This window comes from Pseudomonas sp. NFACC42-2, from assembly GCF_900116055.1.
Lineage (GTDB): Bacteria > Pseudomonadota > Gammaproteobacteria > Pseudomonadales > Pseudomonadaceae > Aquipseudomonas > Aquipseudomonas marginalis.
In genome coordinates, this window is sequence record NZ_FOZO01000026.1 from 1 (window position 1) to 19,735 (window position 19,735).

18 protein-coding genes and 1 riboswitch are annotated in these 19,735 nt (G+C 61.3%); of the genes, 15 read left to right on the top strand and 3 right to left on the bottom strand.

Features of this window, described 5'->3' with window-relative positions:
- Together BM416_RS27490 and BM416_RS27495 are read right to left on the bottom strand one after the other, a co-directional pair.
- Positions 1–503: ribonucleotide-diphosphate reductase subunit beta (locus tag BM416_RS27490; RefSeq protein WP_175539106.1), on the bottom strand; the 503-nt coding region annotated here is incomplete at its 3' end.
- Between the two features lie 510 nt (positions 504–1,013).
- The gene (locus BM416_RS27495) at positions 1,014–1,283 is read right to left on the bottom strand and encodes a DUF2790 domain-containing protein (RefSeq protein WP_027607759.1); all 270 of its coding nucleotides are present in this window, start codon (positions 1,281–1,283) and stop codon (positions 1,014–1,016) included.
- A 411-nt stretch (positions 1,284–1,694) separates the two neighbouring features.
- Between BM416_RS27495 and acs the strand changes: the two genes are divergently transcribed.
- From acs to astE, 14 genes are all read left to right on the top strand, one after another.
- Positions 1,695–3,650, top strand: coding sequence for an acetate--CoA ligase (gene acs / locus BM416_RS27500; protein WP_092490079.1), 1,956 nt, complete (start codon positions 1,695–1,697; stop codon positions 3,648–3,650).
- Positions 3,651–4,192: 542 nt separating this feature from the next.
- Positions 4,193–4,978, top strand: a complete 786-nt coding sequence (locus tag BM416_RS27505; RefSeq protein WP_092490080.1) for an ABC transporter substrate-binding protein — start codon at positions 4,193–4,195, stop codon at positions 4,976–4,978.
- Between the two features lie 91 nt (positions 4,979–5,069).
- Complete coding sequence (locus tag BM416_RS27510) at positions 5,070–5,759, top strand: ABC transporter permease (RefSeq protein WP_010208305.1); 690 nt, start codon at positions 5,070–5,072, stop codon at positions 5,757–5,759.
- On the top strand, positions 5,756–6,454 hold the full coding sequence (locus BM416_RS27515; protein WP_053140043.1) for an ABC transporter permease: 699 nt from the start codon (positions 5,756–5,758) through the stop codon (positions 6,452–6,454). Before BM416_RS27510 ends, BM416_RS27515 begins: the two co-directional genes overlap by 4 nt.
- 1 nt (position 6,455) lies before the next feature.
- Positions 6,456–7,568, top strand: coding sequence for a succinylglutamate desuccinylase/aspartoacylase family protein (locus BM416_RS27520; protein ID WP_092490081.1), 1,113 nt, complete (start codon positions 6,456–6,458; stop codon positions 7,566–7,568).
- Between the two features lie 27 nt (positions 7,569–7,595).
- On the top strand, positions 7,596–8,360 hold the full coding sequence (locus BM416_RS27525) for an ABC transporter ATP-binding protein (RefSeq protein WP_003214336.1): 765 nt from the start codon (positions 7,596–7,598) through the stop codon (positions 8,358–8,360).
- A 172-nt stretch (positions 8,361–8,532) separates the two neighbouring features.
- Positions 8,533–9,513 (top strand): transcriptional regulator ArgR, encoded by a 981-nt coding sequence (gene argR / locus BM416_RS27530; RefSeq protein WP_090400456.1) that lies wholly within the window; start codon positions 8,533–8,535, stop codon positions 9,511–9,513.
- Positions 9,514–9,765: 252 nt separating this feature from the next.
- Positions 9,766–10,986 (top strand): aspartate aminotransferase family protein, encoded by a 1,221-nt coding sequence (locus tag BM416_RS27535; RefSeq protein WP_092490082.1) that lies wholly within the window; start codon positions 9,766–9,768, stop codon positions 10,984–10,986.
- A 207-nt stretch (positions 10,987–11,193) separates the two neighbouring features.
- Positions 11,194–12,213, top strand: coding sequence for an arginine/ornithine succinyltransferase subunit alpha (gene aruF / locus BM416_RS27540; RefSeq protein ID WP_003175655.1), 1,020 nt, complete (start codon positions 11,194–11,196; stop codon positions 12,211–12,213).
- Positions 12,214–12,262: 49 nt separating this feature from the next.
- On the top strand, positions 12,263–13,288 hold the full coding sequence (gene astA / locus BM416_RS27545) for an arginine N-succinyltransferase (protein WP_027607767.1): 1,026 nt from the start codon (positions 12,263–12,265) through the stop codon (positions 13,286–13,288).
- Positions 13,285–14,754, top strand: coding sequence for a succinylglutamate-semialdehyde dehydrogenase (gene astD / locus BM416_RS27550; RefSeq protein WP_175539107.1), 1,470 nt, complete (start codon positions 13,285–13,287; stop codon positions 14,752–14,754). Before astA ends, astD begins: the two co-directional genes overlap by 4 nt.
- Before the next feature lie 94 nt (positions 14,755–14,848).
- Positions 14,849–16,195, top strand: a complete 1,347-nt coding sequence (gene astB / locus BM416_RS27555; RefSeq protein WP_092490084.1) for an N-succinylarginine dihydrolase — start codon at positions 14,849–14,851, stop codon at positions 16,193–16,195.
- Positions 16,196–16,233: 38 nt separating this feature from the next.
- Positions 16,234–16,524, top strand: a complete 291-nt coding sequence (locus BM416_RS27560; protein ID WP_027607770.1) for a hypothetical protein — start codon at positions 16,234–16,236, stop codon at positions 16,522–16,524.
- Between the two features lie 11 nt (positions 16,525–16,535).
- Positions 16,536–17,540 (top strand): succinylglutamate desuccinylase, encoded by a 1,005-nt coding sequence (gene astE, locus BM416_RS27565; protein WP_027607771.1) that lies wholly within the window; start codon positions 16,536–16,538, stop codon positions 17,538–17,540.
- A gap of 132 nt (positions 17,541–17,672) precedes the next feature.
- On the opposite strand, the gene BM416_RS27570 is transcribed toward astE, so the two are convergent.
- Complete coding sequence (locus BM416_RS27570) at positions 17,673–18,182, bottom strand: 6,7-dimethyl-8-ribityllumazine synthase (protein WP_065926190.1); 510 nt, start codon at positions 18,180–18,182, stop codon at positions 17,673–17,675.
- A gap of 114 nt (positions 18,183–18,296) precedes the next feature.
- A riboswitch (FMN riboswitch) is annotated at positions 18,297–18,466 on the bottom strand.
- Between the two features lie 191 nt (positions 18,467–18,657).
- On the opposite strand from BM416_RS27570, the gene ltaE reads away from it, so the two are divergent.
- On the top strand, positions 18,658–19,662 hold the full coding sequence (gene ltaE, locus BM416_RS27575) for a low-specificity L-threonine aldolase (RefSeq protein WP_092490125.1): 1,005 nt from the start codon (positions 18,658–18,660) through the stop codon (positions 19,660–19,662).
- Positions 19,663–19,735 lie beyond the last annotated feature (73 nt).

The following is a 19,735-nucleotide window of genomic DNA, read 5'->3' on the forward strand; positions in this document are numbered from 1 at the left end:
ACGGCCAGGACCAGGTTGTTCGCGACCAACGAATCCGCAGTGGAGAAGAAGCCGAGGTTGCGCATGACGATGCGGCGTTCGTCGTCGGTCAGGCCTTCGGGGTTTTTCCACAGGGCGATGTCGGCGGTCATGTTGACCTCCTGCGGCATCCAGTGGTTGGCGCAGCCGTCGAGGTATTTCTGCCAGGCCCAGTCGTATTTGAAGGGCACGAGTTGGTTGAGGTCGGCGCGGCAGTTGATCATGCGCTTTTCGTCAACGGCGACGCGGGCGGAGGCGCCTTCGAGTTCGGCGAGGCCTTCGGCGACGTCGAGTTTGTCCAGGGCGGCCTTGGCGCGCACGATGGCGGCGGAGTCACTGGCGGTGACGGCGCGGGCTTCGATGGCGGCGGCGGCGCCGGCACCGTCGAGGCGGTCCATGTTGGCTTCGGTGGCGTGGCCGGCGTTGGCGCCTTTGGTGGCTACTTCGCCGTCTTCTTCTTTGTCGAATTCGTCCCAGCTCAGCATGACGTGTCGTCTCCTGCGTGAGGGCTCAAAGGTGCCCGTGTGAAACCGGATGGTTGGGTGTTCACACGGCCCTCGGGCCGCGGTGGATCTTAAGGAATCGTTTGTTGCAACAGCTCGCGCAGGCAAATAAACGGAATTGGGTAACGGGTACTGCATGAGGCTTGAGGGGCGGAGCGGTGGATGCATACTCCAGCGCAGGCTCAAGGTCTGGCTCTTCGTCCCTGTGTAAAGGGATATTGCAGGCCCGATTTACCCGCGCATTATAGGGAAAAATTCGGCTTTGTGTTGCGGCGGATGGTCTCGGATCAGAGACAAAAAGGCGGCTATTTGAGCCAGAGTGAGGGTTTGCGGGGGGTTGATGGGGTAGGAAATTTTTGACGGGCGGTGGGCTATTTATTGTGGGGAAGAGGGGAGGGCTTTTTGAGGGCGGGAAGGGAGGACCGGTTCTTTGCCGCAAGAACGATTTCTTGCGGCGAATAAGATTCGGGTCTGTTCCAACTAACGAAGTTGTTATCCGTTAGAGCAACCATTACCCATGACATGGTAATTAAGGATATGACGCTGACCCTGGGAATCTTCATATTCCATCTTCACCGGCACAACTTCGCAAACTTCCGGGATTGTGCTCATGGACAATACTTTGGCCACGTCCAGCTTGGTGCTGTAGGTGTAATCTTCAACAATCGGGGCGTTCTGGCCGGCCAGCTCGGTCGGGGCCTCGTCGGCCAGGGCGGCGGTGGCGCACAAGCTGCTGAGGGCCATAACTACGAGAGCTTTCATTTCTTTACTTACCTTCTTCAGGGCGAAAGGGGCCACGGGGCCCTTGTGAGGCCACGTGTGTAACTTAGGATTGGTTAGTTCGGATTAACGTGCCTTCGTGGGGGCTGTTACGTTGTTAATCACTGTTGTGTTAATCACAATGCCTTGGTTGGCGGAAGTGATTCTAGGCCTGCGGGTTATATTCATATACCCGTGCTTTTGATAAAGACTATTGGCGGTTTTTGTAATAATCCCGTGGTAAAGGTTTTTTCACCCGCCCGCAAAGCCCCGCAGGCTGCGGGCTAGAGCGGTAAACGGGGATAGCAGGGCATTTTGTAGGGTCTTGTTACTACCATCGTCGAATGGTTCTATAGGCCTACCCCGGATACAACTGGGCCATACAACAACAACTATGTCACCGAGGTAAGAAAGATGAGTGCGGCTTCCCTGTACCCCGTTCGCCCCGAAGTAGCAGCCAACACGCTGACCGACGAGGCAACCTACAAGGCCATGTACCAGCAGTCGGTGGTCAACCCCGATGGCTTCTGGCGCGAGCAAGCCAAGCGCCTTGACTGGGTCAAGCCTTTCACCGCGGTGAAGCAGACCTCTTTCGACGATCACCATGTCGACATCAAGTGGTTCGCCGATGGCACCCTGAACGTTTCCTACAACTGCCTGGACCGTCACCTCGCCGAGCGTGGCGACCAGGCGGCGATCATCTGGGAGGGCGATGACCCGGCCGAGAGCCGCACCATCACCTACCGCGAGCTGCACGAGGAAGTCTGCAAGTTCGCCAACGCCCTGCGTGGCCAGGATGTACACCGCGGCGACGTGGTGACCATCTATATGCCGATGATCCCCGAAGCCGTGGTCGCCATGCTGGCGTGTACCCGCATCGGTGCGATCCATTCGGTGGTGTTCGGCGGTTTCTCGCCGGAGGCCCTGGCCGGTCGCATCATCGACTGTAAGTCGAAGGTGGTGATCACGGCCGATGAAGGCATTCGCGCCGGTAAGAAAATTCCGCTGAAGGCCAACGTCGACGACGCGCTGACCAACCCGGAAACCAGCAGCATCCAGAAGGTCATCGTGTGCAAGCGCACCAATGGCCAGATCAAGTGGAACCAGCATCGCGACATCTGGTACGAAGACCTGATGAAAGTGGCGGGCACCGTGTGCGCGCCCAAGGAGATGGGCGCCGAAGAAGCGTTGTTCATCCTCTACACCTCCGGTTCCACCGGCAAGCCTAAAGGCGTGCAGCACACCACCGGCGGCTACCTGTTGTACGCGGCCCTGACCCACGAGCGCGTATTCGACTACCGCCCGGGCGAAATCTACTGGTGCACCGCCGACGTCGGCTGGGTCACCGGCCACACCTATATTGTCTACGGCCCGCTGGCCAATGGCGCGACCACCTTGCTGTTCGAAGGCGTGCCGAACTACCCGGACATTACCCGGGTGGGCAAGATCGTCGACAAGCACAAGGTCAATATCCTCTACACCGCCCCGACCGCGATCCGCGCCATGATGGCGTCCGGCACCGCTGCCTGCGAAGGCGTCGATGGCAGCAGCCTGCGCCTGTTGGGGTCGGTGGGTGAGCCGATCAACCCGGAAGCGTGGGACTGGTACTACAAGAATGTCGGCCAATCCCGTTGCCCGATCGTCGACACCTGGTGGCAGACCGAAACCGGCGCCACCCTGATGAGCCCGCTGCCGGGTGCCCATGCACTCAAGCCGGGTTCTGCCGCGCGGCCGTTCTTCGGCGTGGTGCCGGCGCTGGTGGACAACCTGGGCAACATCATCGAAGGCGCCGCCGAAGGCAACCTGGTGATTCTCGACTCGTGGCCGGGCCAGGCCCGTACCCTGTACGGCGACCATGACCGTTTTGTCGACACGTACTTCAAGACCTTCCGTGGCATGTACTTCACCGGTGACGGCGCCCGTCGCGATGAAGATGGCTACTGGTGGATCACCGGCCGTGTGGATGACGTGTTGAACGTGTCCGGCCACCGCATGGGCACCGCCGAGATCGAAAGCGCCATGGTTGCCCACCCTAAAGTCGCCGAAGCGGCGGTGGTGGGTGTGCCGCACGACATCAAGGGCCAGGGCATCTATGTGTATGTGACCTTGAAGAATGGCGAAGAACCCACCGAAGCCCTGCGTCTGGAGCTGAAGAACTGGGTGCGCAAGGAAATCGGGCCGATTGCCTCGCCCGACGTGATCCAGTGGGCACCGGGCTTGCCGAAGACGCGCTCGGGGAAAATCATGCGCCGCATCCTGCGCAAGATTGCCACGGCCGAGTACGACGGGCTGGGCGATATTTCCACCCTTGCGGACCCGGGGGTAGTGGCGCATTTGATTGAGACCCACAAGACCATGAACGTCGCGTAAGGCGGGCTGGTCAGACAAAGCCCCATTCGGTGTGAGCCGGGTGGGGCTTTTTTGTGAGTGCTTGAAATTGGAGGAGATCCAAATAAATATCGGTTTTTCGCGTAGGAGATTTCTGAATGTTACCGAGTGGCACAAATGTGTAACCCATCGCCCAAATATGAGGCAAAGGGCTACGCTTATGCCCCGAAAAACCGCGCTTTAGACACCCCGAGCCATAAGATTAAACGCCACACTTGCCGTGCTAGAAGGGTTTGCGAATAATAGGCCCGCAATTTGCAGCATCAACAGGTTTAATATCTTTTGTCTCTGCATAAAATTCAGAGGCTGTCAATGTGCTGGAACCGCTTTCTCAGTGCTTCTGTAAATTGTTGTCGCATTGAGGAAATATCGGCTTCCGGCCTGTCGTTAGAATGCCGATCACTCGCTCGTCGTCGCAGGTGTGTAGCCAGCGTAGGACGCAGCACCGCTATTCGGTTTCACTCAGTCGCATCGTGGGCCATGGCTCATACTGCTGTTTTGCCCTATACCGATGGAGTCCCAAGATGAAGAAACTCGTGCTGTTGGGCGCCCTGGCGCTGTCCGTGCTGTCCATGCAGGCTTTCGCTGAAGGCAAGCCTCTGAAAATTGGTATCGAAGCGGCTTACCCTCCGTTTGCCTCGAAGGCGCCGGATGGCAGCATCGTCGGGTTTGACTACGACATCGGCAACGCCCTGTGCGAAGAGATGAAGGTCAAGTGCACCTGGGTCGAGCAAGAGTTCGACGGCCTGATCCCGGCTTTGAAAGTGCGCAAGATCGACGCGATCCTGTCGTCCATGTCCATCACCGAAGACCGCAAGAAGTCCGTGGACTTCACCAACCGCTACTACCTGACCCCGGCACGCCTGGTGTTGAAGGAAGGCACCGCCGTCAGCGACAGCCTGGATGAACTGAAGGGCAAGAAGATCGGCGTACAGCGCGGTTCGATCCATGACCGTTTCGCCAAGGAAGTCCTGGCTCCTAAAGGCGCCACGATTGTTCCTTACAGTTCGCAGAACGAAATCTACCTGGACGTGGAAGCCGGTCGCCTCGACGGCACCGTGGCTGACGCCACCCTGTTGCAGGAAGGTTTCCTCGATACCCCGGCTGGCAAAGGCTACGCGTTCACCGGCCCGGCCTTCACCGACGCCAAATACTTCGGCGACGGCATCGGCATCGCCGTACGCAAGGGCGACAAGGAAAACCTGGACCGCATCAACGCTGCCATCGCCGCGATCCGTGCCAACGGCAAATACAAAGAAATCGAGAAAAAGTACTTCAACTTCGATATTTACGGCCCAGAAGCCAAGTAAGTATTCGCAGCTGTCTGTCCGAAATGGCGCAAGCAACAGAATTCCTGCGGTTTGCGCCATTTTTTCATCCCCCTTTTCGAGGACCTGAATCATGTTGAAAGGCTACGGGGCCGTCATCCTCGATGGCGCATGGTTGACGCTTCAGCTCGCCTTGTCGTCCATGGCCTTGGCCATTGTTCTGGGTCTGATCGGGGTCGCGTTACGCCTGTCGCCGGTGCGCTGGTTGGCCTGGCTGGGTGACTTGTACTCCACGGTGATCCGCGGGATCCCCGACCTGGTGCTGATCCTGCTGATTTTCTACGGTGGTCAGGACCTGCTCAACCGCGTCGCGCCGATGCTCGGCTATGACGACTATATCGACTTGAACCCCTTGGCCGCCGGTATCGGCACCCTGGGTTTCATCTTTGGCGCCTACCTGTCGGAAACCTTCCGTGGCGCCTTCATGGCCATCCCCAAGGGCCAGGCCGAAGCCGGCCTGGCGTATGGCATGAGCAGTTTCCAGGTGTTTTTCCGGGTGATGGTGCCGCAGATGATCCGGCTGGCGATCCCCGGGTTTACCAACAACTGGCTGGTACTCACCAAGGCCACCGCGCTGATCTCGGTGGTGGGCCTGCAAGACATGATGTTCAAGGCCAAGCAGGCGGCTGATGCCACCCGCGAGCCTTTTACCTTCTTCCTCGCAGTGGCGGCGATGTACCTGGTGATCACCAGTGTGTCGTTGCTGGCCCTGCGTCATCTTGAGAAGCGCTACTCGGTAGGCGTAAGGGCGGCTGATCTATGATCTTCGACTACAACGTCATCTGGGAGGCCATGCCGCTGTACCTTGGCGGCCTGCTGACCACCCTGAAACTGCTCGCCATCTCGCTGTTCTTCGGCCTGCTCGCCGCCTTGCCCCTGGGCTTGATGCGTGTGTCCAAGCAACCGGTCGTCAACGGCGTGGCCTGGCTCTACACCTACGTGATCCGCGGCACGCCGATGCTGGTGCAGCTGTTTTTGATCTACTACGGCCTGGCGCAGTTCGAAGCGGTGCGCGAGAGCTTCCTGTGGCCGCTGCTGTCCAGTGCGACCTTCTGCGCGTGCCTGGCCTTTGCGATCAACACCAGCGCCTACACCGCGGAGATCATTGCCGGTAGCCTCAAGGCCACCCCCAATGGCGAGATCGAAGCGGCCAAGGCCATGGGCATGTCGCGCTACAAGCTGTACCGCCGCATCCTGCTGCCGTCGGCCCTGCGTCGCGCGCTGCCGCAGTACAGCAACGAAGTGATCATGATGCTGCAGACCACCAGTCTCGCGTCCATCGTCACCCTGATCGACATCACCGGTGCCGCGCGCACGGTGAACGCGCAGTTTTACCTGCCGTTCGAAGCCTACATCACCGCCGGCGTGTTCTACCTGTGCCTGACCTTTATCCTGGTGCGCCTGTTCAAGTTGGCCGAGCGCCGCTGGCTGAGCTACCTGGCTCCACGGAAGCACTGATATGGAACGTATCGATCACCTGTTGCCCTGGGGCCACCTGGGCTGCGAGCGCCAGCTGAGCGTGTTCCGTTTCGGCCGCGGCGAGCGCAAGGCCTATATCCAGGCCAGCCTGCACGCCGATGAGTTGCCCGGCATGCGCGCCGCGTGGGAGCTGAAAAAACGCCTCGCCGAACTTGAAGTGCAAGGTGCCCTCAACGGCGTGATCGAGCTGGTGCCGGTGGCCAACCCGATGGGCCTGGGCCAGTTGCTGCAAGGCAGTCACCAGGGCCGTTTCGAAGTGGGCAGCGGCAAGAATTTCAACCGCGATTTCGTTGAGTTGAGCGAGCCGGTGGCCGAGTTGCTCACAGGCAAGCTGGGGGATGATCCTCACGCCAACGTGCGCATGATTCGCCAGGCGATGGTCGATGTGCTCAACGCATTGCCCGAGCCGAGCAGTCAGTTGCAAGGCATGCAGCGCATCCTGCTGAGCCATGCGTGCAGCGCCGATATCGTCCTCGACCTGCACTGCGACGCCGAAGCCGCGCTGCACATGTACGCGCTGCCCCAGCATTGGCCGCAGTGGCGTTCGTTGTCGGCGCACTTGAATGTGAAAGTCGGTCTGCTCGCGGAAGACTCCGGTGGCAGCTCGTTCGATGAGGCCTGCTCGTTGCCGTGGCTGCGGTTGTCCCGCGCCTTCCCCGACGCACAGATCCCGCTGGCCTGCCTGGCGACGACCCTGGAATTGGGCGGTCAGGCGGACACCGGTCGTGACGAAGCGATCTTCCACGCCGAAGGCATCCTCGCGTTTCTCGCCGAACAAGGCCTGATCAAGGGCGAATGGCCGGCACCGCAACACGAACCGTGCGAAGGCGTGCCCTTCGAAGGCACCGAATTGCTGTTCGCGCCCCACGCCGGGGTGATCAGTTACCTGCGTAAAGCCGGCGACTGGATCGAGAAGGGCGAGCCGATTTTTGAAGTGATTGACCCCCTGGAAGACCGCGTGAGCATTATCTGCGCGGGCACCTCGGGGGTGTTGTTTGCCGTTGAACGGCTACGTTATGCCCAAGCGGGTTTCTGGCTGGCCAAGGTGGCGGGGCGCGAAGCGCTGCGTCACGGGCGCTTGCTCAACGACTGACCACCTGTTTTTGTGAGAACCGACCGCATGTACAAACTTGAAGTCCAAGACCTGCATAAACGCTATGGCAGTCATGAAGTGCTCAAAGGCGTGTCCCTGGCCGCCGCGGCCGGTGATGTGATCAGCATCATCGGTTCCAGTGGCTCGGGCAAAAGTACCTTTTTGCGTTGCATCAACCTGCTGGAGCAACCCCACGCCGGCAAGATCCTGCTCAATAACGAAGAGCTGAAACTGGTGGCCAACAAGGACGGCGCCATGAAGGCCGCCGACCCTAAGCAGCTGCAACGCATGCGCTCGCGCCTGTCGATGGTGTTCCAGCATTTCAACCTGTGGTCGCACATGACCGCGCTGGAAAACGTGATGGAAGCGCCGGTGCACGTGCTGGGCATGTCGAAGAAAGACGCCCGTGAAAAGGCCGAGCACTACCTGGCCAAGGTCGGCGTGGGCCATCGCAAGGATGCGTTCCCGGGCCATATGTCCGGTGGCGAGCAGCAGCGCGTGGCGATTGCCCGTGCCCTGGCGATGGAACCGGAGGTGATGCTGTTCGACGAACCCACCTCGGCCCTCGACCCCGAGCTGGTGGGCGAAGTGCTCAAGGTCATGCAGGATCTGGCCCAGGAAGGCCGCACCATGGTGGTGGTGACCCACGAAATGGGCTTTGCCCGTGAAGTGTCGAACCAACTGGTGTTCTTGCACAAAGGCATCGTCGAAGAGCGTGGCAACCCGCGGGAAGTGCTGGTCAACCCGCAGTCCGAGCGGTTGCAGCAGTTCCTGTCCGGCAGCTTGAAATAATCCCTTACTGCTGAAGTTGCTTTTTATGTGGGGGGAGGGCAAGCCCCCTCCCACATGGGATCTACAGTGGAGTTCTACCGTTGGATCTTCATTGTTTTTGAGCTTTGTGTTGGTTTACGGGCTAGCATTGGCCCTTGTCTTCATTACCGTTCTTCGCTTCGGATAGCACTCCATGACCGCCCACAAAATTGGTTTCCTGATTTGGCCCAGCACAAAAGCACTCACGCTTGCGCTGGCTGAGGAGGCCTTGCGCGTTGCTCAGCGGGTGCATCCTGAGGTTGTCTACGAGCTGTCGTTTTTGCTCGCAGAGCCGGCCACCGACGGCGCCTGGCAACTGCCGGGCGAACCGTGGGCCGGCAAGCTGGAAGGCTTCCAGAAACTGTTCCTGCTGGCGGACGAGCCGCCTGCCGTGATCGCCTCGCAACTGAGCACCGCCCTCAAGCAACTGGTGCGCGCCGGTTGCGTGATCGGCGGCTTGTCGGCCGGTGTCTACCCGCTGGCCCAGCTCGGCCTGCTCGACGGCTACCGCGCCGCCGTGCACTGGCGTTGGCAGGATGATTTTGCCGAGCGTTTCCCCAAGGTCATCGCCACCAGCCATCTGTTCGACTGGGACCGTGATCGCCTGACCGCCTGCGGCGGCATGTCGGTACTCGACCTGTTGCTGGCGGTGCTGGCCCGTGACCACGGTGCCGAGCTGGCCGGTGCGGTGTCGGAAGAGCTGGTGGTGGAGCGCATTCGCGAAGGCGGCGAGCGCCAGCGCATCCCGCTGCAGAACCGCCTGGGTTCCAGCCATCCGAAGCTGACCCAGGCGGTGTTGCTGATGGAAGCCAATATCGAAGAGCCGCTGACCACCGACGAAATCGCCCAGCATGTGTGCGTGTCGCGACGACAACTGGAGCGGATCTTCAAGCAATACCTCAATCGCGTTCCCAGCCAGTACTACCTGGAACTGCGCCTGAACAAGGCCCGCCAGATGCTCATGCAAACCAGCAAGTCGATCATCCAGATCGGCCTGTCCTGCGGCTTCTCCTCGGGGCCGCACTTCTCCAGCGCCTACCGCAACTTCTTCGGCGCCACCCCTCGCGAAGACCGCAACCAGCGCCGCAGCAGCAGCCCGTTCGAACTCTCGTCGGTGCCGTCCGAGCGTGGTTGAAGTGGGGTGAATACGATTGGCGCGGTGTGTCGCGTCCATCGAACAACTTCCCTGCATACTGCCGAAAACCCCTGCATCCGTTTAAACTGCGCCATTGCGACGCTATTTGTCGCATTGGCGTAAACCCGCGTAAAACGGGGGTTGGCGCTATAAGAAGTTGTCGCTTGGCGGCAAGGCCGCGCTGAAAACTGTCCTTACAATCCCTGCATCGCCCGCCAGTTCCAGGCAGGCGTTCCTCTTCAGGAGACTCCGATGTCCGTTGAGCAAGCCCCGGTGCAACGTGCCGATTTCGACCAGGTCATGGTTCCCAACTACGCACCTGCCGCATTCATCCCCGTGCGTGGCGCAGGTTCCCGTGTATGGGACCAGGCGGGTCGCGAGCTGATCGACTTTGCCGGCGGCATCGCGGTCAACGTGTTGGGCCACGCCCACCCGGCGCTGGTCGGTGCACTGACCGAACAGGCCAACAAACTGTGGCACGTCTCCAACGTCTTCACCAACGAGCCGGCCCTGCGCCTGGCCCATAAGCTGATCGACGCCACGTTTGCCGAGCGCGTGTTCTTCTGCAACTCCGGCGCCGAAGCCAACGAGGCCGCATTCAAGCTGGCCCGTCGGGTGGCGTTCGACCGTTTCGGCAGCGAGAAGTACGAGATCATTGCCGCGCTGAACAGCTTCCACGGCCGTACCCTGTTCACCGTTAACGTCGGTGGCCAGTCGAAGTACTCCGACGGTTTCGGGCCTAAAATCACCGGCATCACCCACGTTCCTTATAACGACCTGGCTGCGCTGAAAGCCGCCGTGTCGGACAAGACCTGTGCCGTGGTGCTGGAGCCGATCCAGGGCGAAGGCGGCGTACTGCCGGCTGAGCTGGCTTACCTGCAAGGTGCCCGCGAACTGTGTGACGCCAATAATGCGCTGCTGGTGTTCGACGAAGTGCAGACCGGCATGGGCCGCAGCGGCCATCTGTTTGCCTACCAGCACTACGGCGTGGTGCCCGACATCCTCACCAGCGCCAAGAGCCTGGGCGGCGGTTTCCCGATTGCGGCGATGCTCACCCGCGAAGACCTGGCCAAGCACCTGGTGGTCGGCACCCACGGCACCACCTACGGCGGCAACCCGCTGGCGTGCGCAGTGGCCGAAGCGGTCATCGACGTGATCAACACCCCTGAGGTGCTGGCCGGCGTCAACGCCAAGCACGACCTGTTCAAGGCGCGCCTGGAGCAGATCGGCGAGCAGTACGGCATCTTCACCGAAGTGCGTGGCATGGGCCTGCTGATCGGTTGCGTACTGAGCGATGCGTTCAAAGGTAAGGCCAAGGACGTGTTCAACGCGGCCGAGAAAGAAAACCTGATGATCCTGCAAGCCGGCCCCGACGTGGTGCGTTTTGCGCCGAGCCTGGTGGTGGAAGACGCGGACATCAACGAAGGCCTGGATCGTTTCGAGCGTGCGGTAAAAACGCTGACCCAAGCCTGATACATATCTGTCTGTCGGACCGGATCAAATGTGGGAGGGGGCTTGCCCCCGATAGCAATCTGTCAGTTGATGCATCTGGTGACTGATACACCGCTATCGGGGGCAAGCCCTCTCCCACACTGGAATATGCCCCACATGAAGATATGGGGTGTTCCTGACCTGTTCGGTATTTTTTTCCTGTGAGTTCTAGAGTTAAGGAGTGACACCATGCTGGTGATGCGCCCCGCGCAAATGGCTGATCTGGGCGAGGTACAGCGTCTGGCTGCGGACAGCCCGATTGGTGTCACCTCCTTGCCGGATGATGTGGAACGCCTGAGCGACAAGATCGCCGCCAGCGAAGCGTCCTTCGCGGCCGAGGTGAGTTTCAACGGCGAAGAAAGCTATTTCTTCGTGCTCGAAGACACCGAGACCGGCAAGCTCGCCGGCTGCTCGGCCATCGTCGCCTCGGCCGGTTACTCGGAGCCGTTCTACAGTTTTCGTAACGAGACCTTCGTGCACGCCTCCCGCGAGCTGAAGATCCACAACAAGATCCACGTGCTTTCCCAGTGCCACGACCTCACCGGCAACAGCCTGCTCACCAGCTTCTACGTGGTGCCGGAGCTGGTCGGTTCGCCGTGGTCGGAACTCAATTCCCGTGGCCGCCTGTTGTTCGTCGCCAGCCACCCCGAGCGCTTTGCCGATTCGGTGGTGACCGAGATTGTCGGCTACAGCGACGAGAACGGTGATTCGCCGTTCTGGGATGCCATCGGCCGCAACTTCTTCGACCTCAACTACGCCGCCGCCGAGCGCCTGTGCGGGCTGAAAAGCCGTACGTTCCTCGCCGAGCTGATGCCGCATTACCCGATCTACGTGCCGCTGCTGCCGGACGAAGCCCAGGAAGCCATGGGCCAGGTGCACCCGCGTGCACAGATCACCTTCGACATCCTGATGCGCGAAGGCTTCGAGACTGACCACTACATCGACATCTTCGACGGCGGCCCGACGCTGCACGCACGGGTCTCGGGCATTCGCTCGATCGCCCAGAGCCGCGTGGTGCCGGTGAAGATCGGCGAGATGGTCAAGGGTGTCGGCCGCCAGTACCTGGTGAGCAACGCGCAGTTGCAGGATTACCGCGCGGTCATGCTGGAGCTGGACTACGCGCCCGGCAAGCCGGTGACCCTGGACCTGGCAGCCGCCGAAGCCCTGGGTGTTGGTGAAGGCGCGAGTGTGCGCCTGGTAGCGGTATAAACAGAGTGTCGCGGGTGGCTGGCAGCAGCGGCCCGTCTGAGGAGATAGCATGATCGTTCGTCCCGTACGCAGCAGCGATTTACCGGCCCTGATTGATCTGGCGCGCAGCACCGGCACCGGCCTCACCACCTTGCCGGCCAACGAAGAGCGCCTGACCCACCGGGTTGGCTGGGCGGAAAAAACCTTTCGCGGCGACGCCGGGCGCGGTGATGCCGACTACCTGTTCGTGCTGGAAAACGACGAAGGTCGCGTGGTGGGGATTTCCGCCATCGCCGGTGCCGTCGGCCTGCGCGAGCCGTGGTACAACTTCCGGGTCGGCCTGACGGTCAGCGCCTCCCAGGAACTGAATATCTACCGTGAGATTCCGACGCTGTTCCTGGCCAACGACCTCACCGGCAATTCCGAGCTGTGCTCGTTGTTCCTGCATGCCGATTACCGCAACGGCCTCAACGGCCGCATGCTGGCCAAGGCACGCCTGCTGTTTATCGCCGAGTTCCCACAGCTGTTCGGCAACAAGATCATCGCCGAGATGCGCGGCGTGTCCAACGACGCCGGGCGTTCGCCGTTCTGGGAAAGCCTGGGGCGGCACTTCTTCAAGATGGAATTCAGCCAGGCCGATTACCTCACCGGCGTGGGCAACAAGGCGTTTATCGCTGAGCTGATGCCCAAGTTTCCGTTGTACAGCTGCTTCCTTTCCGAAGACGCGCGCAACGTGATAGGTAAGGTCCATCCGGACACCGAGCCGGCGTTGAGCATGCTCAAGAGCGAAGGCTTCAGCTATCAGGGCTACGTCGATATTTTCGACGCCGGCCCGGCGGTGGAGTGCGAGACCGCCAAGATCCGTGCGGTGCGCGACAGCCAATCATTGGTGTTGGCCATCGGCACACCGGGGGACGACGCCACGCCGTTCCTGATCCATAACCGCAAACGCGAAGATTGCCGCATCACCGCCGCACCGGCACGCCTGGCGGCAGGCACGCTGGTGGTCGATCCGCAAACCGCCAAGCGCCTGCAACTGGTGGTGGGTGATCAAGTGCGTGCCGTACCGTTGTCTGCTGCTCGGGAGTCGAAATAATGAATTCGCTGTATATCGCAGGTAGCTGGCTGGCTGGCCAGGGTGAACTGTTTGAATCGCGTAACCCGGTGACCCAGCAGGTGCTGTGGGCCGGTAATGGCGCCACGGTCGAGCAGGTAGAGTCGGCCGTGCAGGCCGCGCGCCAGGCGTTCCCGGCCTGGGCCCGGCGCCCGCTGGAAGAGCGCATCAGCGTGCTGGAAGCCTTCGCCGCGAGCCTGAAAAGCCGCGCCGATGAAATCGCCCGCTGCATCGGCGAGGAGACCGGCAAGCCGCTGTGGGAGTCGGCCACCGAAGTCACCAGCATGGCCAACAAGATCGCAATCTCGGTGCAAAGCTACCGCGAGCGTACCGGCGAGAAGAGCGGCCCCCTGGGCGACGCCACCGCCGTATTGCGCCACAAGCCCCACGGCGTGGTGGCGGTGTTTGGTCCTTACAACTTCCCCGGTCACCTGCCGAACGGGCATATCGTCCCGGCGTTGCTGGCGGGCAATACCGTGCTGTTCAAGCCCAGCGAGCTGACCCCGAAAGTCGCCGAGCTGACCGTGCAGTGCTGGATCGACGCCGGTTTGCCGGCGGGCGTGTTGAACCTGCTGCAAGGCGCGCGCGAGACCGGCATTGCGTTGGCCGCCAACCCCGGTATCGATGGGTTGTTCTTCACCGGTTCCAGCCGTACCGGCAATCATCTGCACCAGCAGTTCTCCGGGCGTCCGGACAAGATCCTGGCCCTGGAAATGGGCGGCAACAACCCGCTGGTGGTAGATGAAGTAGCCGACGTGGATGCGGCGGTCTACACCATCATCCAGTCGGCGTTTATCTCCGCCGGCCAGCGTTGCACCTGTGCCCGTCGCCTGCTGGTGCCGGAAGGCGCCTGGGGCGATGCGCTGCTGGCGCGGCTGGTGGCGGTGAGTGCGACGATTGAAGTCGGCGCGTTCGACCAGCAACCACCGCCGTTCATGGGCTCGGTGATATCCCTGGCGGCGGCAAAAGCCCTCATGGAGGCCCAGGAGTTGATGTTGGCCAATGGCGCCGTGGCGCTGTTGGAGATGACCCAGCCCCAGGACCAGGCTGCCTTGCTGACCCCAGGCATCATCGACGTGACCGGCGTGACCGAGCGCGAAGACGAAGAACTGTTCGGTCCGTTGTTGCAGGTGATCCGCTACGCCGATTTCGCGGCGGCGATTGCCGAAGCCAACAACACCCGGTACGGCCTGGCCGCGGGCCTGTTGTCCGATTCCGAGGCGCGTTACCAGCAATTCTGGCTGGAAAGCCGTGCCGGCATCGTCAACTGGAACAAACAGCTGACCGGCGCCGCCAGCACCGCGCCGTTCGGCGGGGTAGGGGCCTCGGGCAACCATCGCGCCAGTGCGTACTACGCGGCGGATTATTGTGCGTACCCGGTGGCGTCGCTTGAAACGCCAAGCCTGGTGGTACCGGCCACGCTAACCCCCGGCATTACGCTGATCTAAATGTGGGAGGGGGCAAGCCCCCTCCCACAGGGGTTCAGTGGTGTATTCAAGTAATTTGAAGCCTATAAAAACAGATGTTCGTGGAGCCTCGCCGATGAAATCCTATGAAGTCAATTTTGACGGTCTAGTGGGGCCGACCCATAACTACGGCGGCTTGTCCTTCGGCAACGTCGCATCCCAGAGCAACAGCCAGCAGCATTCCAACCCCAAGGAAGCGGCGTTGCAGGGCCTGCAGAAAATGAAAGCGCTGATGGACATGGGCTTTGTGCAAGGCGTGCTCGCGCCCCAGGAGCGTCCGGACGTAGCGGCGTTGCGCAACCTCGGTTTCAGCGGCACCGACGCCCAGGTCATCCAGCAGGCAGCCAGGCAGGCCATGCCGTTGTTGGTCGCCAGCTGCTCGGCATCGAGCATGTGGGTGGCCAACGCCGCCACCGTCAGCCCAAGCGCCGACACGGCAGATGGCCGTGTGCATTTCACCGCCGCCAACCTCAACTGCAAATACCACCGCAGCATCGAACACCCCACCACCAGCCGCGTGCTGGGGGCGATGTTTGCCGACCAGAAGCACTTTGCCCACCACGCCGCGTTACCGGCGGTGGCGCAGTTCGGCGACGAAGGTGCGGCCAACCACACGCGTTTCTGCCGTGAGTATGGCGACGCGGGCGTGGAGTTTTTCGTGTTCGGGCGCAGCGCGTTCGACCCCCGTTACCCGGCCCCGCAGAAGTACCCGGCGCGCCAGACCCTTGAAGCCTCCCAGGCTGTCGCCCGCCTGCATGGCCTGAAGGATGAAGGCGTGGTCTACGCCCAGCAGAACCCGGCGGTGATCGATGCCGGCGTGTTCCACAACGACGTGATCGCGGTGGGCAACGGCGAGGTGCTGTTCTATCACGAGGACGCATTCCTCAATACCGAACAGATGCTGGCCGAGTTGCAGGGCAAGTTGGGCAAGCTGGGCGGCAACTTCCAGTCGGTGTGCGTGCCGCGTGCCCAGGTCAGCGTCGAGGACGCGGTGCGTTCCTACCTGTTCAACAGCCAGTTGCTGACCCGCGCCGACGGTTCGATGCTGCTGATCGTGCCGGAAGAATGCCGCGCCAACGAGCGCGTCTGGCAGTACCTGCAAGGCCTGACGGCGTCCGCTGGGCTGATCCGCGAAGTCAAAGTCTTCGACCTCAAGCAAAGCATGCAGAACGGCGGCGGCCCGGCGTGCCTGCGCCTGCGCGTGGCCCTCAACGAAACCGAGCTGGCAGCGGTGAACCCAGGGGTTATCATGACCGCGCCGTTGTACGACACACTGACCCAATGGGTCGACAAGCACTACCGCGACAGCCTGCGCGAAACCGACCTGGCTGACCCGCAATTGCTGCTTGAGTGCCGGACGGCACTGGATGAACTGACGCAAATCCTTAAACTGGGCTCGGTTTATCCTTTCCAGATCAATTAACGCCACCTCTTTTTACACCCTATGGCTGAGAATTATTTATGAGCACCGACACCCTGCAACTGATCCTTGAAGACACCGACGGCACCCAGCTGGAAACCTCCTGCACCCGCGTCGCCGTGGTCTGGCAGGGTAAGGAAATCTGGATCCAGCACGACGGCCGTGGCCAACTGCTGATCGGCGTGGACGTGGAAGAAGGCGACGCCGAATACGCCAACCTGTTGATGCGCCCACTGGCCACCAACCTGATGAGCCTGCAACTGGAAATGGAACCGGCCGACGTTGAAGGTGATGATGACGATCACGTCCACGGCCCAGGCTGCAACCACTAAGGAAGCTGCGTATGCTCGCCCTTGGCAAACTGCTTGAACTGACCCTCGCCGGTCGCGAACCGGCGCAAAAAATTCAACTGACTGTCGACGGCGTGCAGATGCGCTGGCTCAGCGAGGGCGCACTCGAAGTGCGCCCGCCGCAGGCAACGGACAATGGCAGCGATCTGCTGCTGTCGTCCGGCATCCATGGCAACGAAACCGCGCCGATCGAATTGCTCGACCGCCTGTTGCATGGCATCGCCCGTGGGGAGATCAAGCCCCGCACCCGGATTCTGTTCCTGTTCGGCAACCCCGAGGCCATGCGCCGCGGCGAGCGTTACCTTGAACTGGACGTCAACCGGTTGTTCAACGGCCGGCATGAAAAAAACATCGGCCCCGAAGCCATGCGCGCCGCCGAGCTTGAACAACTGGCCCGCAGCTTCTTCAGCCAGCCTGGCCGTTCGCGCCTGCATTACGACCTGCACACCGCCATTCGCGGCTCGAAGATCGAGCAGTTTGCGCTGTACCCCTGGAAGGAAGGCCGCCAGCATTCACGCCACGAACTGGCGCGCCTGAACGCTGCCGGCATGGAAGCGGTGCTGCTGCAGAACAAGAGCTCGATCACCTTCACCGCGTTTACCTACGAGCAGCTGGAGGCCGAGGCCTTCACCCTCGAACTGGGCAAGGCGCGGCCGTTCGGGCACAACCAGGGCGTGAATGTCTCCCGCCTGGAGTTGCGCCTCAAGCAGATCATCGAAGGCACCGAGCCTGAGACTGACAGCCTGGACGGGTTGAAACTGTTCGCCGTGTCGCGGGAAGTCATCAAGCACAGCGATGCATTCCTGCTGCACTTGCCGGCGGACGTGGAAAACTTTTCGGAGTTGGAAAAGGGTTATCTGCTGGCCGAAGACGTGGCCAAGACCCGTTGGGTGATCGAGGAGGAGGGGGCGCGCATCATCTTCCCCAACCCGAAGGTGAAGAATGGCTTGCGGGCGGGGATATTGATTGTGCCGACCACAGAGGCCGGGCTGGCGTAGATCTGAGCCTTAACCTGGTCCAAATGTGGGAGGGGGCTTGCCCCCGATAGCAGTGTGTCAGTCAGCTCATCTGGAGCTGAGACACCGCCATCGGGGGCAAGCCCCCTCCTACATTTTGTTTTGCAGTGTTGCTTAGACCGCTACAGCCCGTGGCTCGCTGCGACGGATCGCCCGCACCTTGTGCAGGGTGTCGGCGCATGTACGTGCAGCTTCCTGGCCCTTGTGCACGAAGTGCTCATGGAAGAACGCGGTGTGTTCGCTGCCGGCATGGAAGTGATGCGGCGTCAGGGACACAGAGAACACCGGCACTTCGGTTTCCAGCTGCACCTGCATCAGGCCGCTGACCACCGATTGGGCCACGAACTCGTGACGGTAGATCCCGCCGTCCACCACCAGCGCGGCGGCCACGATACCGGCGTAACGGCCGGTCTTGGCCAGCAGTTTGGCGTGCAGGGGCATTTCAAAGGCGCCGCCGACTTCGAAGAAATCGATGTCCGATTCCTGGTAGCCCTGGGCGATCATTTCGGCGAGGAAGCCTTTGCGCGATTGGTCGACAATATCCTTGTGCCAGCAGGCCTGGATAAACGCGACGCGCTCGCCGTGATGGTTTTTGCTTTTGCTGTCGATTGCGGTGGGTTGCATGTTCTGACTCCTGTTTAAGAAAAAAACAGGGCGTTATGAATCGAATGGGATTTTAAGGGTACGAACCGCCGAGTCATGCAGGCATGCGCTCAGCGTGCGGCCCTTAGGTGCCAATCCCGTTCTCTCTTCATCCGGACTATGACCGTCGGCCCCGGGATCACACCGGGTCTGCTGACCTTGTCGCCGTCCTGCGTGAGCAGTTCGAGGCGCCAAGCGCTCGCGGGCTATGCACATTGCGTGCAATTACCGCCGGTGGGGAATTGCACCCCGCCCTGAGAACGTTGCCACCAGAACCCTGGTGGCGGAGAGTTTTTAACATGGTTTTTCATAAACTGCACGAGCGTCGTATCGATAAGCTATATCGGTTTGTTTGGTTGGTATTCGATTGAGAACGCGTGGGGCTTGATATTCCGCGGCTTTGCCCGCAGTAATCATCCTCATAAGAAGCTTAATGAACCCCTTCGAGGCTTGTTTCATGTCTGTGATCGACCTGCGCAGCGACACCGTGACCCAACCCACCCCTGGCATGCTCGACGCCATGGCCAATGCCGCCAGCGGCGATGACGTCTACGGCGAAGACCCCAGCGTCAACCGCCTGGAGGCCGAGCTGGCCAAGCGCCTGGGCTTTGCGGCCGCGCTGTTCGTGCCCACAGGCACCATGAGCAACCTGCTGGCGCTGATGGCCCACTGCGAGCGTGGCGAGGAGTACATCGTCGGCCAGCAGGCCCACACCTACAAATACGAGGGCGGCGGGGCGGCCGTGCTGGGTTCGATCCAGCCGCAGCCGCTGGACGTGCAGGCGGATGGCTCCCTCGACCTGAATCAGGTGCTCGAGGCCATCAAGCCCGACGACTTCCACTTCGCCCGCACCCGCCTGCTGGCCCTGGAAAACACCATGCAGGGCAAGGTGCTGCCGCTGGACTACCTGGCGAAGGCGCGGGCGTTTACCCGCGAACATGGCCTGGCCCTGCACCTGGATGGCGCGCGACTCTACAACGCGGCGGTCAAGCTGGGGATCGATGCACGGGAGATCGCCCAGCATTTCGACTCGGTGTCGGTGTGCCTGTCCAAGGGCCTCGGTGCGCCGATCGGCTCGGTGCTGTGCGGCTCCACGGCGTTGATCGCCAAGGCTCGCCGCTTGCGCAAGATGGTCGGCGGCGGCATGCGCCAGGCCGGTTCCCTGGCGGCAGCGGGGCTGTACGCCCTGGATCACCAGGTGCAGCGCCTGGCCGACGACCACGCCAATGCGCAATGGCTGGGCGATGAGCTGCGCAACGCCGGTTACGCGGTGGAGCCGGTGCAGACCAATATGGTCTATGTGCAGATCGGCGACCAGGCCCAGGCCTTGAAGACGTTTGCCGCCGAGCGTGGGATCAAGTTGAGTGCCGCGCCGCGCCTGCGCATGGTGACGCACCTGGATGTCAGCCGGGCGCAGATCGAGCAAGTGCTCGAGGCATTCGTCGAATTTTCGCGCAAATGAGTGTGCAGACCGTCTAATTGAGCCTCTCTATCGCATAAACACGCTGTACCACCGGCAAAGGGCCGATATAATG

Coding starts and splice junctions, on each gene's coding strand:
- BM416_RS27495 (WP_027607759.1), bottom strand. CDS start 1,283: ATGAAAGCTCTCGTAGTTATGGCCCTCAGCAGCTTGTGCGCCACCGCC.
- acs (WP_092490079.1), top strand. CDS start 1,695: ATGAGTGCGGCTTCCCTGTACCCCGTTCGCCCCGAAGTAGCAGCCAAC.
- BM416_RS27505 (WP_092490080.1), top strand. CDS start 4,193: ATGAAGAAACTCGTGCTGTTGGGCGCCCTGGCGCTGTCCGTGCTGTCC.
- BM416_RS27510 (WP_010208305.1), top strand. CDS start 5,070: ATGTTGAAAGGCTACGGGGCCGTCATCCTCGATGGCGCATGGTTGACG.
- BM416_RS27515 (WP_053140043.1), top strand. CDS start 5,756: ATGATCTTCGACTACAACGTCATCTGGGAGGCCATGCCGCTGTACCTT.
- BM416_RS27520 (WP_092490081.1), top strand. CDS start 6,456: ATGGAACGTATCGATCACCTGTTGCCCTGGGGCCACCTGGGCTGCGAG.
- BM416_RS27525 (WP_003214336.1), top strand. CDS start 7,596: ATGTACAAACTTGAAGTCCAAGACCTGCATAAACGCTATGGCAGTCAT.
- argR (WP_090400456.1), top strand. CDS start 8,533: ATGACCGCCCACAAAATTGGTTTCCTGATTTGGCCCAGCACAAAAGCA.
- BM416_RS27535 (WP_092490082.1), top strand. CDS start 9,766: ATGTCCGTTGAGCAAGCCCCGGTGCAACGTGCCGATTTCGACCAGGTC.
- aruF (WP_003175655.1), top strand. CDS start 11,194: ATGCTGGTGATGCGCCCCGCGCAAATGGCTGATCTGGGCGAGGTACAG.
- astA (WP_027607767.1), top strand. CDS start 12,263: ATGATCGTTCGTCCCGTACGCAGCAGCGATTTACCGGCCCTGATTGAT.
- astB (WP_092490084.1), top strand. CDS start 14,849: ATGAAATCCTATGAAGTCAATTTTGACGGTCTAGTGGGGCCGACCCAT.
- BM416_RS27560 (WP_027607770.1), top strand. CDS start 16,234: ATGAGCACCGACACCCTGCAACTGATCCTTGAAGACACCGACGGCACC.
- astE (WP_027607771.1), top strand. CDS start 16,536: ATGCTCGCCCTTGGCAAACTGCTTGAACTGACCCTCGCCGGTCGCGAA.
- BM416_RS27570 (WP_065926190.1), bottom strand. CDS start 18,182: ATGCAACCCACCGCAATCGACAGCAAAAGCAAAAACCATCACGGCGAG.
- ltaE (WP_092490125.1), top strand. CDS start 18,658: ATGTCTGTGATCGACCTGCGCAGCGACACCGTGACCCAACCCACCCCT.